The 13391-nt window shown below is 59.2% G+C and carries 16 protein-coding genes and 1 tRNA gene; 7 read left to right on the forward strand and 10 right to left on the reverse strand.

Translation table 11 applies throughout. The features are described 5' to 3' along the window. The first annotated feature begins 55 nt into the window (after positions 1-55). Together BLW69_RS05850 and BLW69_RS05855 are read left to right on the forward strand one after the other, a co-directional pair. Positions 56-145, forward strand: a tRNA-Ser gene (locus BLW69_RS05850). Positions 146-271: 126 nt separating this feature from the next. Next, on the forward strand, positions 272-550 hold the full coding sequence (locus tag BLW69_RS05855; RefSeq protein WP_092660549.1) for a hypothetical protein: 279 nt from the start codon (positions 272-274) through the stop codon (positions 548-550). Positions 551-613: 63 nt separating this feature from the next. Here BLW69_RS05855 and BLW69_RS05860 read toward each other — a convergent pair whose 3' ends face one another. Continuing rightward, the gene (locus tag BLW69_RS05860) at positions 614-1273 is read right to left on the reverse strand and encodes a peroxiredoxin (RefSeq protein ID WP_092660551.1); all 660 of its coding nucleotides are present in this window, start codon (positions 1271-1273) and stop codon (positions 614-616) included. A 281-nt stretch (positions 1274-1554) separates the two neighbouring features. Further along, the gene (locus tag BLW69_RS05865; protein WP_062455989.1) at positions 1555-1953 is read right to left on the reverse strand and encodes a DUF1236 domain-containing protein; all 399 of its coding nucleotides are present in this window, start codon (positions 1951-1953) and stop codon (positions 1555-1557) included. A 389-nt stretch (positions 1954-2342) separates the two neighbouring features. Here BLW69_RS05865 and BLW69_RS22695 point away from each other — a divergent pair, with 389 nt between their 5' ends. Beyond that, positions 2343-3044 (forward strand): hypothetical protein, encoded by a 702-nt coding sequence (locus BLW69_RS22695; protein ID WP_162734960.1) that lies wholly within the window; start codon positions 2343-2345, stop codon positions 3042-3044. 11 nt (positions 3045-3055) lie between these two features. On the opposite strand, the gene BLW69_RS05875 is transcribed toward BLW69_RS22695, so the two are convergent. Together BLW69_RS05875 and BLW69_RS05880 are read right to left on the reverse strand one after the other, a co-directional pair. Beyond that, a complete protein-coding gene (locus BLW69_RS05875) occupies positions 3056-3721 on the reverse strand; it encodes a response regulator (protein WP_092660555.1) in 666 nt (221 codons plus the stop codon). Then, positions 3718-5100, reverse strand: a complete 1383-nt coding sequence (locus tag BLW69_RS05880; protein ID WP_348271838.1) for a sensor histidine kinase — start codon at positions 5098-5100, stop codon at positions 3718-3720. The genes BLW69_RS05875 and BLW69_RS05880 overlap by 4 nt, the downstream gene beginning before the upstream one ends. 271 nt (positions 5101-5371) lie before the next feature. Between BLW69_RS05880 and BLW69_RS05885 the strand changes: the two genes are divergently transcribed. From BLW69_RS05885 to BLW69_RS05895, 3 genes are all read left to right on the forward strand, one after another. Then, complete coding sequence (locus BLW69_RS05885; protein ID WP_062457946.1) at positions 5372-6034, forward strand: phosphatase PAP2 family protein; 663 nt, start codon at positions 5372-5374, stop codon at positions 6032-6034. A gap of 58 nt (positions 6035-6092) precedes the next feature. After that, entirely contained in the window at positions 6093-6731 is a 639-nt protein-coding gene (locus tag BLW69_RS05890) for a nucleoside triphosphate hydrolase (RefSeq protein WP_092661086.1), read from the forward strand. A gap of 80 nt (positions 6732-6811) precedes the next feature. After that, a complete protein-coding gene (locus BLW69_RS05895) occupies positions 6812-7516 on the forward strand; it encodes a Crp/Fnr family transcriptional regulator (RefSeq protein ID WP_062581192.1) in 705 nt (234 codons plus the stop codon). On the opposite strand, the gene BLW69_RS05900 is transcribed toward BLW69_RS05895, so the two are convergent. Then, on the reverse strand, positions 7513-7887 hold the full coding sequence (locus tag BLW69_RS05900) for a response regulator (RefSeq protein ID WP_139283805.1): 375 nt from the start codon (positions 7885-7887) through the stop codon (positions 7513-7515). The two genes, BLW69_RS05895 and BLW69_RS05900, sit on opposite strands and share 4 nt — an antisense overlap. A 203-nt stretch (positions 7888-8090) precedes the next feature. Between BLW69_RS05900 and BLW69_RS05905 the strand changes: the two genes are divergently transcribed. Continuing rightward, positions 8091-8804, forward strand: a complete 714-nt coding sequence (locus tag BLW69_RS05905) for a Crp/Fnr family transcriptional regulator (protein WP_092660559.1) — start codon at positions 8091-8093, stop codon at positions 8802-8804. 9 nt (positions 8805-8813) lie between these two features. Here BLW69_RS05905 and BLW69_RS05910 read toward each other — a convergent pair whose 3' ends face one another. The 5 genes from BLW69_RS05910 to BLW69_RS05930 all read right to left on the reverse strand — a co-directional run bounded on the left by BLW69_RS05910 (position 8814) and on the right by BLW69_RS05930 (position 13380). After that, complete coding sequence (locus tag BLW69_RS05910) at positions 8814-9044, reverse strand: DUF6894 family protein (RefSeq protein ID WP_062456007.1); 231 nt, start codon at positions 9042-9044, stop codon at positions 8814-8816. Between the two features lie 99 nt (positions 9045-9143). Further along, positions 9144-10379, reverse strand: a complete 1236-nt coding sequence (gene pepT / locus BLW69_RS05915) for a peptidase T (RefSeq protein WP_092660561.1) — start codon at positions 10377-10379, stop codon at positions 9144-9146. A 125-nt stretch (positions 10380-10504) separates the two neighbouring features. Further along, on the reverse strand, positions 10505-11785 hold the full coding sequence (locus tag BLW69_RS05920; RefSeq protein WP_062456012.1) for a TRAP transporter large permease: 1281 nt from the start codon (positions 11783-11785) through the stop codon (positions 10505-10507). Next, positions 11785-12306, reverse strand: coding sequence for a TRAP transporter small permease (locus BLW69_RS05925; RefSeq protein ID WP_062456015.1), 522 nt, complete (start codon positions 12304-12306; stop codon positions 11785-11787). Before BLW69_RS05925 ends, BLW69_RS05920 begins: the two co-directional genes overlap by 1 nt. Before the next feature lie 87 nt (positions 12307-12393). Further along, positions 12394-13380, reverse strand: a complete 987-nt coding sequence (locus BLW69_RS05930; RefSeq protein ID WP_062456018.1) for a TRAP transporter substrate-binding protein — start codon at positions 13378-13380, stop codon at positions 12394-12396. Positions 13381-13391: the final 11 nt, after the last annotated feature.

Consider the following 13391-nt stretch of genomic DNA (forward strand, 5'->3'; position numbering starts at 1 on the left):
ACGCCGGCATGGCGAAGCAGGTAGGACGCCATCGTTCCCTTCTTGGGAACAGTGCGGAGAGGTGGCCGAGTGGTCGAAGGCGCTCCCCTGCTAAGGGAGTATACCCGGAAGGGTATCGTGGGTTCGAATCCCATCTTCTCCGCCACTATTTTCCCAGATCGTTTCGTCTCGACATCTTTTCTGGGAACTTTTGCACCTTCAGAAAGATAAGTCAGGAACCACCTCGCGACGTACCCGTTGATAGTCATTCACCTATCAAGAAGGATACCCCATGGCTCGCGATATTTCCTCCGACATCGATCGTCTGTCCGATCAGCTCGCCGACCTGCGTTCGGCTCTCATGAAACAGGCCAGCTCTTCGGCAAGCGAGGCATCCAGCTATCTCGCGCCGCGTGCCCGTCAGGTGGCGCGGCAGTTGCAGCACGGCAGCCATGACATTTCGGAGGTCGTACGCCGCAACCCGGGTACCGCAACCGGTGCACTCGTCGGCGCGCTTGCGATTGGAGCCGCAATCGGCTTCCTTCTGTACACTGCCGCTGAGCGCGATTAATTAGACCTGAAACAGGCGCATGGATTTCTTCCATGCGCCTGTTTTCACATTTGGACCTTAGGCTCAGGCCGACGGCTGTTTCGTCTTGCGCAGATACGGAAGAACCGTGTCGAACGATCCAAAGCGCGCAAGCGCATCCTCATTCGAAACCCCTGCCGTAATGATCACATCGTCGCCCTGCTGCCAGTTGGCGGGCGTTGCGACCTGATGCTTTGACGTCAGCTGGATCGAATCGATCGCCCTCAAGATTTCATTGAAATTGCGACCTGTTGTCATCGGGTAAGTGAGGATCAGTTTGATCTTCTTGTCTGGCCCGATGACGTAGACGGAACGTACCGTCGCGTTGTCTGCAGGTGTGCGGCCCTCAGACGATGACCCGGCGCTTGCCGGCAGCATGTCATAAAGTTTCGCGACGTTGAGATCCTTGTCGCCGATCAACGGATAATCGACATCGTAGCCGGTTGCCGTGCGAATATCGTCCTTCCACTTGCCGTGGCTTTCGACAGGATCGACCGAGATGCCGACGATCTTGACGCCGCGCTTGGTGAATTCGCCTTCGAGCCCCGCCATCGTGCCGAGTTCGGTGGTGCAGACGGGCGTGAAGTTCTTGGGGTGGGAAAAGAGAACCGCCCAGCCATCGCCGATCCAGTTGTGGAATTCAATCGTGCCTTGGGTTGTTTCGGCAGTAAAGTCCGGGGCGATGTCGTTGATACGCAGGCTCATGATGAAGTCCTCCAGTGCTTTTCGCATTGTGATCGGTGACGGCGACATATCCGGTCGGGCGCCGCCTTTGGGCCACCTTAGATATTAGCGGTCGGCCCACTGAATACCACCACGTTTGTTCCAAATTGCGAGCGAGATGGGGCGAAAATTTGCGCATCGAGTAACGATATCGAAGTCGCATTGCGCGGTCTGAGTTCGTCGCCGATGACCGGCATCTGAATGCAAATCAGCCCCGCATTCCTTTCGGAAGGCGAGGCTGACGGGAAATCCTTCGTCCGCAATTAGCGGATGATCTGGACGACCTTACGGGTCTGCGGATCGACGATCACGCGTTCCTCGTTGACGACCGTGTAGGAATATTCCGGCGCTTCTGGGATCTGCGAGAGAACGACGGTTTCAGGAACCGCCTGGCCGACCACGATGCGCTCCTTGACGACGACGCGTTCGGTTGGCATCGGCTGCTGCTCGACATAGGTGACGACGCGCTGCGGCGGCGGATCGATTGCGCTGCCGACGATCGCGCCAGCGACGCCACCAACGGCTGCGCCGACTGGTCCGCCGACGATTGCGCCGGTAACCGCGCCGCCTGCTGCACCATTAACCGTGCCCTGCTGCGCCATAGCGACCGGCGCAATGCCGATGCTGAGAAGGGTAGAAAGAACGAGGATCTTCGTTTTCATAACGTTTACCTTTCTATGCCTGCGACGGGACCGGCCCGGCAGTTTTATGTTCCGCCAGATGCAACGGTCGTTTTCGACCCGTTCTGGATGAGTATGGCGATGTCCTGATACCCAAAAGGATAATGTGTTCAGCGCCTTGCTACGACCTGACAATGGCCGAGCGGATGGTTCGTTCCAGCCATTGGGCTTCAGTCCTGTGCGGTATGGGACCAAAGGCTGACACTTCGCTGATCTTGCCGAAGAGACGGAAAAGACGGAACAATTCCGGCGGCCGATGGATTTCAAATACTCAGTGCACTGCGCAGGCGGGATGCTGACACCTCATGTGGCAAGAGGCCGATACGACGGGCAATGCGCCCTTTGTCACGGCACATTTGAAGAGCCAACAGATGATCACACGCCGAGACATACTCACCGCCGTCACCACCGCAGCATTCGTCACGGTGTTTCTGCCTGTGCAGCTTCGTTTCGATGTGGCGTCGGATGGAATGCTGATCAGCATCGCCCAGGCCCAGGCGCAAGGCAATGGCGGTGCAGGGTCTGGGGGCGGAGCCGGCGGTAATGGTGGCAAGGGAGGCTCGGGTCAGGGTGGCTCGGGGCAAGGTGGTTCTGGCTCGGGTGGCTCTGGTCCCGGTGGCTCTGGCCCAGGTGGTTCAGGCCAAGGCGGGTCAGGGCAGAGCGGCGGCTCAGCGGGTGACGGCGCGGATGGCGGATCGAAGGGTGACGGGGGAAAGGGCGGCTCTGGTAGCGGTGCGCCGGGAGAGGGCAATCGCGGGGACGCGCAAAATGCCGGTACGTCGGGGACACCCTCTGATGCTCCGGCGAATGGAGCCGTGACTGATGGACCGCAGAACACCGGCACCCAAAAGGACAATGCGATCGGGACGACACCCGAGACACCGGACGTCTCGGCCGAAGGACGGAAGAAGACCTCTAAGAATTCGCGCTCGCTGTCTGTTCGTCATGCGAACGGAACCACAGAGCGGATCTCAGGCGATCGGTACGAGATGCGGGATTCACGGCAAAGACCGATCGTGAACCGCGAGGCCACACGATCGGACCGAAAGCGACTTGAGACGCTGAGCCGCTAACGGTTACCGCGCTAGGCTGCTCCGCCCGTCCGACTTTCGGTCGCGTCGCGAAGGGCCAGCGCTGCTTCGGTGCGGTTGGAGACTTTGAGTTTCGACAGAATGCGCGTCATGTGGTGCTTGACCGTCTTCTCATGCAGATCGAGCAGTTGCGCCACCCGCTTGTTGCTGAGACCCGATGCCACGAGGTTGAGGACTTCCTGTTCGCGATCCGTCAATTCCGCCATCAGATCCTGCTTGGCGGCATTTTCCCTTTCCTTTGCCATGCCGGCGAGAAGCCGGGCAGAGAGGCTAGGGGCCAGGTAGGGTTCTCCAGAGGCAACGGTGCGAACGACGTCGGCCAGTTCGCGGGATCCGATGCCTTTCAGAACATAGCCTTTCGCTCCAAGCTTCAGGGCACCTGCAATGTCCTCGTTGGCTTCCGATACGGTCAGCATGACGATCTTGATAGGGGGCCAGGCCTCGACGGCGCCGGCAACGGCCTGCAGTCCGTTTCCGGGCATCGAGATGTCCATCAGCATCACGTCGGGGCGTATATGCTCGACGATATGAAGCGCCTCGCCCTTTGAGCCACCTTCCGCCACGATCTCGAAACCCTCCATTTCAGAGAGGCTGCGGATCACTCCCTCGCGAAACAGCGGGTGATCGTCGATGACGGCTATTCTGGTTGGGGCTTTCATACATGCTCCGATTCATGAACGTTCAGCGACATTCTGACCGTTGTTCCACGAGAAGACGTCGCGAGATCAAAGGTTCCCCCGAGGCTTTCAATCCGCTCCCTGAGACCAGCGATCCCCAGGCCTTCCGGCCTTATAGTGGATTTGTCGAAGCCGGGTCCATCGTCGCTTACCTCGACAATGATCATGTTGCCTTCGTAGGTTTGGGTGACTGTCTGGTTTGCGCCAGCGGCGTGCCTGTATCCGTTGTTCAACGCTTCCTGGACAAAGCGGTAGATACAGATCTTGGCGGAAGGAAGAAGCGGTCTGGCGGGCGATGCGATCTTGAGGTCAACGGTCGCCGCAGTCCGCTCGCGGTGAGCGCCAACGACCTTTTCGAGGATTTCCGGCACAGCTGCCGTTTCGATCTGCGGCAGGACAAGCCCGCTGCAGATGCTGCGGATCTCATCCATCGCTTCCTGCAAGCGCGCCTTGATTGCAGCAATCTCCGCTTCCCGGACATCGCGGGGAGCTTCCGGATCGACCAGGAGCGCGCTGTCGACGCGCAGCGCCGCATAGGCGACAAGCTGGGCCGGGCCGTCGTGCAGGTCGGCACCCAGCCGCCGCAGGTAGCCTTCGTTCAACGCTGTTGCGCGTTGCGACGCGCGCTGTGCACGGCTGTGCAAGGTCCTGTTCTGGGTCAGCAGGCTCTGCAGATCCACCACCCGCTCCGTGAGGCTGCGCTGCTGCGCCTCGATCATCCGGCTGCCCTTGAAGACGATCGCCGACAAAAGCAGGAAGAACGTCGTCGTGACCCCGGCGACGGCCAGCCAGCTCTGAAGGCGCGCCTGCGACAGGCTTTGCTGGAAATCATCGGCGATCTCGTAGAATTCCGTGACCGCGATCACCTCGCCGGACCACGGCTGCAGAATCGGATTGTAGATCTCGAGAAGCGGCTTTCCGAAACTGCGCTGATCGAAACTTTCGGCATCATCGACATAGTCGAACTGTGCGACCATCTTGCCGGAAAAGGCTGCGGTCAGATCTTTGCCCGGCGGGAAACGTTTGCCCTGGATCGTTTTGTCCGTCGCATAGAGAACGGTGCCGTCTGCGCGCCAGAGCCTGAAGGAGACGACCTGCTTCCCGAGAGCGCCCTGACCGAAGGTTTCGTCGAGAACCCGGTTGGTCACGTCGTCGAGCGTGTCCGTTGTCTTGAGATCCGGCAGGATCGGCGCAATGATGCTATCGACATAGAGTGCGGTGGTGGCCGCAGAATTGCGTGTGACCGCGTCCTCGATGAGGTTCGTTACGAAGGCGCCGACCAGCAGCATTGCAACGATGGACACGATGCCGCCGGCAAACAGAAATTGCCGCGCCAGCGTCTGTTGGTTCCAGCGTTCCAAAATTCCTGTCTTCAGCAATGCCCCGGGGCCTCGATTGATCGAGCCATACCTATGGCAGCCGAAAGCAGGATCAATTGTGGCCGTGACGCGAAAGGAGCGATGATGCCTCCACAAGACATTCTTTGTGCACCTTCTTTGCCTTCACGTCTCTCCTGCCTATCTGTTGCAGCAATGAAACCGACAACAACGTCGTCGCCATCGCGGCTGATGATGCAAACCCGGAGACGATGCCGTGCTGCAACGCCTGAGAACGATCATTGCCGAGCGGTTCATGACGTTTGAGCCTCTTGGCCTGATCATGTTCTCACTCCTGGCCGGTAGCCTCTTCCTGTTCATCAGCCTGACCGGTATCGTGATCGATGGCGAAACGCACGAATTCGACGAACGGATCCTGCTTGCTCTGCGCCAGGCAGGCGACCCTTCGGTGCCCATCGGGCCCTACTGGCTGACCCATGCCGTTGGTGACATCACCGCGCTTGGCGGCATTACCGTGCTATCGCTTATGACCGTGCTTGCCACGATCTATCTTCTGCTCGCGGGCCGCCGCTCGATCGCCGTCTTCATGTTTCTATCCATTCTCGGCGGTTGGCTGCTCAGCAACCTTCTCAAGCTCGGCGTGGCGCGGCCTAGGCCGGACATCGTACCGCATCTCGTCAATGTCCACGACCTGAGCTTCCCGAGCGGGCATGCGATGCTTTCGGCGGTGACCTATCTCACCCTTGCGGCGCTGCTGTCACGTGCCGAACAATATCGCTCGACCCGCATCTTTTTCCTCGCGACCGGCATCCTGCTGACCCTGCTGGTCGGTCTCAGCCGCCTTTATCTCGGCGTTCACTATCCAACAGACGTGATGGCGGGGTGGTGTGCGGGTGCAGCCTGGGCTGCCGGCTGCTGGATTGTCGCGCGACGGTATATTTCGTCACGCGCATCTTGAATGAAACGACCGCGTCGGGAATGAGTGGGCAAACGAAAAGGCAATAGCGATGGCGGACATGCAACTCGACGAACTGTGCGACCTTCTTCTGAAGACGGAGGAGGGAAAGTCTCGCTCGCTCATCGCGGTCGCAGGACCGCCCGGAGCGGGGAAGTCGACACTGGCCGACATTCTGGCATCCAAGCTCTCCGGACGGGGGGAGACAGCCGAAGTCCTGCCGATGGATGGTTTTCACATGGACAACGGCATTCTCGAGGAGCGCGGATTGCTCGCCCGCAAGGGGGCGCCCAATACGTTCGACCTACGCGGTTTTATCGATGTCGTCCAGGCCGTGAAAGCGGCCGAGGATGAAGTGCTCGTGCCCGTGTTCGACAGGTCGCGCGAACTGGCGATCGCTGCGGCACGGGTCGTCTCGCCACGCCATCGGTTCATTGTGATCGAGGGCAACTATCTTCTGCTGGGCGAGGGTGGCTGGGAGCGTCTTGCACCGCTGTTCGACTACCGGATCCTGCTCGCCCCGCCGATCGAGGAGCTGCAACGGCGTCTGGAGGCACGATGGACGTTCTACGGTCTGGCCGGACAGGCGTTCGAAGACAAAATCCACGGAAACGACATGCCGAATGTTCGGTTGGTGCTGGAGAAATCGAAGGGCGCCGATCTGGTTCTCGAAAGACTGGATCTCGAAGCCGCACGATAAGTGCTCCCGGGGGGCTACACAGATCGACTTCGTGATCCAAATATAACAGGGTAACGATCACAGAGGACGGGTGAAAACCAATGCGATCACCCAACACGCTTCTATCCCTGTTGTCCGAGGACGACTACTCGCACGCGGAACGCTGCATGGAGGAGCTCGAATTGCCGCAGGGCATGCTCCTTTCCGGACCGGACGAAGTCGACCGATACTGCTATTTCCCCTATTCGGGGATTGGGTCGACCGTCGCGATCTCTGCGCGCGGCAAGCAGTCCGAGATCGGACTGTTCGGGCGGGAAGGCATGTCTCCCGCGTCGGCGATACTGGGATCCGATCGCAACCCGTACAAGGTCATCATGCAGGTTCCGGGGCACGGCGCACGCATTGAGGTCGGGCAGCTGGTTGACCTCATCTGGAGCAGGCCGGAGATACGCCGGGTCTTTTTCCGGTGGGCGCATGTTTCTTCGGTGCAGGTTGCTCTGACTGCGCTGACCAATGCCACCCAGACGATCGAGCAGCGTCTGGCCCGATGGATCCTGATGTGTCACGACCGCACGGGCAGCGACGAAGTCAACCTCACACACGAATTCCTGGCAATCATGCTTGCCGTCCGGCGTCCGAGTGTAACGACCTCGCTGCATGTGCTCGAAGGTCGGCAAATGATCCATTCGTATCGGGGAACGATTGTCGTGCGAGACCGTCCGGCGCTGGAGAAACTCGCAGCCGACTGCTATGGCGGAGGTGAGGTTGAATATCAGCGCGTGATGGAGATGTCAGCGTCAGTCTAAGCTCTGGCTGAAACCGCGGCGAGCTTCTGCTCGACGACGGAAACGATGAACGCTGGATCGGCCGGCTTGTCAATCCAGACGCCATCGCTGAAGAGCTCGTTTTCCCAGTCCTGCGGCTTTTCACTGCCCGAGTAGACCACGAATGGGATGCGAGCGTCATGCAACACCTGGATGACCCCGTAGCAATCACCGTCGGTCAGATGAAGATCGAGAATGACAATGCTCGGAACATTCTTCTGCAGCCATTCCAGCGCAGCTTGTTTCGAGCGTAGATTGATGACGTTATTCAGCCCAGCAGCCCCGAGCGCGTCCTCGATATCCAACGAAATGAGCGGCTGATCTTCAAGCAATAAAATCATATGTTTCGACAAACCAGTTCCAAAGGGTCACTGTGTTGAAAGCGCGGATTCGTTCTAATCAATTTGCTTCGGACTTTGTCCGTTGGTCTGATAGCGTACCGACGTTGGGAAGCGGGTTGTCTCGCTTATTTTATGGACATAGATGGAATCATTCTATTCAGGCGGAGATATCTCCATAGGCCGAGCAGGCTGGTCTCTGCCTTCAAGGGTTGGCGATGGGTGACATTCAGAAAGATACGGTCCGGAATTCGCTTCTCCGGCTGATGCCCCGAGAAAGCTTCGAAGCAATTGCGCCGCATCTCGAACATGTCGATCTTCCGCGCGGAACCGAGCTATCGGCTCCGAACGAAACGCCCCTGCACGCCTATTTCCCGGAATCCGGTATCGCCTCGATTGTGGCGAGGTCTCCGCAAGGGCAGCATGCTGAGATCGGAATTTTTGGTCGCGACGGAATGACCCCCACGGCGATGGTCCTTGACGCGGAATCGGACCCCTATTCGATCTTTATGCAAGTGGAGGGCCGTGGTTACCGTCTGGCCTCAGATCAGTTGAAGCTGGCTTTGAAGGATCGCGCCTGTCTCAACCTTCTGACGCGCTACAGCCAGGCCCTGTCGGTCCAGGGGGCCTACACGTCACTGTCCAACGCCGTCCATCACATCGACGAACGTCTGGCCCGGTGGATCCTGATGTGTAACGATCGGACCGACGGCGACGAGATCAGCCTTACCCACGAATTCCTCTCGATCATGTTGGCTGTCCGCCGACCGAGCGTGACGACGGCACTGCATCTGCTCGAGGGTCGCAAGCTGATCTACTCCGAGCGTGGCATGATCATCGTCAGAGACCGTAGCGCACTCGAGGATTTCGCCAAAGATGCCTACGGGGAATGCGAGCGGGAATACGAGCGTCTGATCGGACCCTTGAGGTAGAAGTCGACCTCAGTTTGTCGCAGCCGGCAGCGAGAACTCCCCAACCTTCGTTCCCTTGTAGTCACGGACCTCAATCATTGGAGAGACGGAAGGACGACCCTGTCGCAACCGGTCGGCCATGATTTCGCGCGCAGACGCCTCGGCCTCGGCCAGGGCGCTTGGAAGATCCGGAAGATCGTTGCCTTCTTCGTCTTCGATCAAATCTTTGCCGTCACGAACGTGGAAATAAAATCGGGGCATGTGGGTACCTAGCGAGCTTTTTATTCATACCCGCGAGGCTCGCTTAGGTTCCAGATCCGTGTTCATGTCGGCAAAGACTGTACGGTTGCGTACATAGGCTCAGGCGCGCTCTTCCCAGAGCTTGGACAGTTCAACGATCGTGTCGACCGCCTTTTCCATATCCTGGCTGCTGACCCATTCCAGCGGGGAGTGGAATGCATGGCCGCCGGCAAAGATGTTGGGGCAGGGCAGGCCCATGAAGGACAGCCTCGAACCGTCAGTGCCGCCGCGGATGCTGCCGCGCTTCGGCGTCAGACCGGCCCGCTTGATCGCTTCGATCGCATTCTCGACGATCTCAGGATGACGGTCGAGCACCAGCTTCATGTTGCGATACTGCTCGATGACGGTGAACGTGTAGGTCGAACCGGGATAGTCGTGCATGACGTCCTTGACGATATCCTCGAGCAACGTCTCCTTGGTCTTCAAACCCTCGTCGGCGAAGTCCCTGATGATCAGGCTGATCTTTGCCTTCTCCATGCTGCCGCTCAGATCCGTCGGATGGATGAAGCCGTCCCGGCCTTTCGTCGTTTCCGGCGCCATGTGTTTTGGCAGGCGATCGACGATGGCGCCGGCGATGCGGATCGCGTTTTCCATCTTGCCGTAGGCGAAACCGGGGTGGATCGCGACGCCAGTGATGGCGATCTCGACCGCGTCGGCAGAAAACGTCTCATCCTCGATCGTGCCGACTGTTTCGCCATCCAGCGTATAGCCGAAATCGGCGCCGAGCTTTTGAATGTCCACCTTTTCCACACCGCGGGCGATCTCTTCGTCGGGCGTGAACAGGAGGCGGATGGCGCCGTGCTTGATGTCGGGGTTGTCGATCAGGTATTTCGCGGCCGTGACGATTTCGGCAAGGCCCGCCTTGTCGTCGGCCCCGAGAAGCGTCGTGCCGTCGGAGGTGATGATGTCGTGGCCGATCTGGTTCTTCAGTTCCCTGTGCTCGCTCTCGCGGATCACACGGGTCTCATGGCCGGGAAGTGCGATGTCGCCGCCCTGGTAGTTACGGATTACCTGCGGCTTGACATCGGTGCCGCTGAAGTCTGGTGCCGTATCCATATGCGCGCAGAAGCAGACGACGGGCACGTTGTTCTTGCCCGTATTGGACGGCACTGTCGCATAGACATAGCCGTGTTCGTCGAGATGCGCGTCTGAGAGGCCGATCTCCAGCAGTTCTTCGACCAGAACACGGCCGAGCGTCAGCTGTTTCGAGGTCGATGGCTGGGTGGGTGAAGAGGCATCCGACTGGGTATCGATGACGACGTATCGGAGGAAGCGGTCGGTAACGGTATCGGTCATGAGCAAATATCCGGATCAAATCAAAGCCGGACTGTAGCCTGACATCTCCAAAATGCAAAAGGTCCCGTGCTGGACGGGACCTTTGATTTCAGGAGCGATGACTATCCGACTTGAACAGCCTCGGCCTACTTGAACAGAGCCGGCAGCCATAGCGAGAGGCCGGGGATATAGGTGACCAGCAGCAGCACGAAGATGCTGGCGCCAAAGAACGGCCAGATGGTCTTCATGGCTTCGCGGATGGTGATCCCGCCCACCGCGCAGCTGACGAAGAGCACGGTTCCGACCGGAGGCGTGTTCAGTCCGATACCGGCGTTGAGGATCATTACCACGCCGAAATGGACGGGATCGATGCCGAACGCCTTGACGACCGGCAGCAGGATCGGCGTTGCGATGATCACCATCGGCGCCATGTCCATGAACGTGCCAAGCACCAGCAGGATGATATTGATCATCAAGAGCACGATGATCGGATTGTCAGAGATGGCCGAGATCGCGGCGATGATCAGCGTCTGCACCTGCAGGAAAGCCATCAGCCAGCCGAACGAGGCAGCCATGCCGATCACCAGCAAGACCATTGCCGTGGTGCGGACAGCACCCATAACCGCTTCGACGAAACCATCCCAGTTCAGTTCGCGATAGACGATCATCGCGACAAGGAAGGCGTAGAGTACCGCGATGCAGGAGCTTTCCGTTGCCGTGAACACGCCCGAGCGGACACCGCCGAAAATGATGGCGATCAGGAGGATGCCCGGGAGCGACGCCAGGAAGTAGTAACCCACACGCCTGAAGCCGGGGAACGGGTCCGCCGGGTAACCGCGCTTGACGGCAACCCACCAGGCCGTGACCATCAAGGCGGCGGCGAGAAGCAGTCCGGGAATGATGCCCGCGGTGAAGAGATCGGCGACGGAGACATTGCCGCCGGCTGCGATCGAATAAAGGATCATGTTGTGCGACGGCGGGATCATCAGCGCGATGATCGCAGCATTTGCCGTCACGTTGACAGCATAATCCCGGTCATAGCCGCGAGCTGCCATCTGCGGGATCATCAGGCCGCCGACCGCCGAAGCGTCGGCCACCGCAGAACCGGAAATGCCACCGAACAGGGTCGAAGCGACCACGTTGACCTGGCCGAGGCCACCCCGCATGTGGCCAACCAGGCCGGCCGCAAAGCGGATCAGCCGAGTGGCGATACCGCCGCGTACCATCAGGTCGCCTGCGAAGATGAAGAACGGGATCGCCATCATGGCAAACACGTTCATGCCGGAATTCATCTGCTGGAAGACGACGATCGGGGGCAGGCCGATATAGAGCACTGTCGCGAAGGATGCGATGCCGAGGCAGAATGCGATCGGCATCCCGATGATCATCAGAAAGGTGAAGGCGCCGAAAAGAATGGTATAGGCCATTATGCGGCCTCCTGCACAAGTACGTCCGCTGCGATTTCCTCGCCGATCGCGACGTCGATGAAACGTTCGAGTGAAAAGATCGATATCATTGCGCCACCGACGATCATCGGAAAGAAATCCGTACCGCCAGGCCATCCGAGAACGGGGATGCGCGCCGTCCAGGTCCCGATCGCCAGAAGCGATGAGTAATAGGCCATGCCGATGCCAAACAGCACGATCAGTCCGAGGCTGAGCAGGTCCATGGCCCGCTGGATGGCTGGCGGCATGATGTAGCGAACAACGTCGAGCCCGAGATGGACGCTTTCGCGCACACCGACCGCAGCGCCAAGCATGATGAACCAGGACATCAGATAGAGCGACAACGGCTCCGACCAGCTGGGACTATCGTTGAGAATATAACGGCTGAAAACCTGCCAGCCGACGATCAGGGTCATCGAGACCATGCCGATACCGGCGATCCACAATGATGATCGGCTGATCATGCTAAGAACAGGTCTTATCGCCTGCATGAAATTTCGCATTGTCCCGTCCTCCAAAGCCCGACACGTTCCCCGATGTCGGAAAAGCACAGCCGACCCCGGTGTGGCGGGGCCGGCCGATCAGGGCTGTCAGTTGACGGCCTGGATTTCTTCCAGCAGGCTCTTCATCTTCGCGTCGGTCACGAACTTGTCGTAGACCGGCTTCATCGCGGCCGAGAACTCGTCCTTGTTGACGGTAATGACCTTGACGCCGCCGGCGCGGACCTTTTCTTCCGAAGACTTTTCGCGGGCAGCCCACAGTTCGCGCATCTTGACGACGCTGTCCTTCGCGGCCTGGCGGATGACCTTCTGGTCATCGGGCGTCAGCTTGTCCCAGGAGACTTTCGACATGACCAGAATTTCCGGGTTCATCGAATGCTGGGTCAGCGAATAGTTCTTGGCGACCTCGTAATGACGGGCCGATTCGTAGGACGGCCAGTTGTTTTCAGCACCGTCGACAACGCCGGTTTCCAGCGACGAGTAGACTTCGCCCATCGGCATCGGCGTCGGGTTGGCACCGAAGGCCTGCATCATCGCGATCCAGAGGTCGGACTGCTGGACGCGGATCTTCATGCCCTTGAGGTCGGCCAGTTTTTCGACCGGCTTCTTGGTGGTGTAGAAGGAGCGCGCGCCGCTGTCGTAGTAGGCCAGACCGATCAGGCCGTGCGGTTCGAAGGCGGCAAGGATCTTGTCGCCGATCGGGCCGTCGACGACCTTATGCATGTGGTCGGTCGAGCGGAACAGGAAGGGCAGGCCAAGAACGACCGTCTCGGGGATGAGGTTGTTGAACGGCGCGGCATTGACGCGGTTCATGTCGATGACGCCGAAACGGGTCTGCTCGATCGTGTCCTTCTCGCCGCCGAGAACCGAGTTGTTCATCACCTGCACGCCGATGCGGCCGCTGGTGCGTTCCTTGACGAGGTCGCCCATGTATTTGACTGCTTCGACAGTCGGATAGCCATCAGGATGGATATCGGCAGAGCGCAGGGTGATCTCCTGCGCGCGGACGCTTGTATGGGCCGTGGTGGTGGCCAGCGCCAGGCAAAATGCGAGCCCGAGGGCTTTCGTCAGTTTCATGTCTTCCTCCT

The sequence above is a fragment of the Rhizobium sp. NFR12 genome, from assembly GCF_900108545.1.
Taxonomy (GTDB): Bacteria; Pseudomonadota; Alphaproteobacteria; order Rhizobiales; family Rhizobiaceae; genus Neorhizobium; species Neorhizobium soli.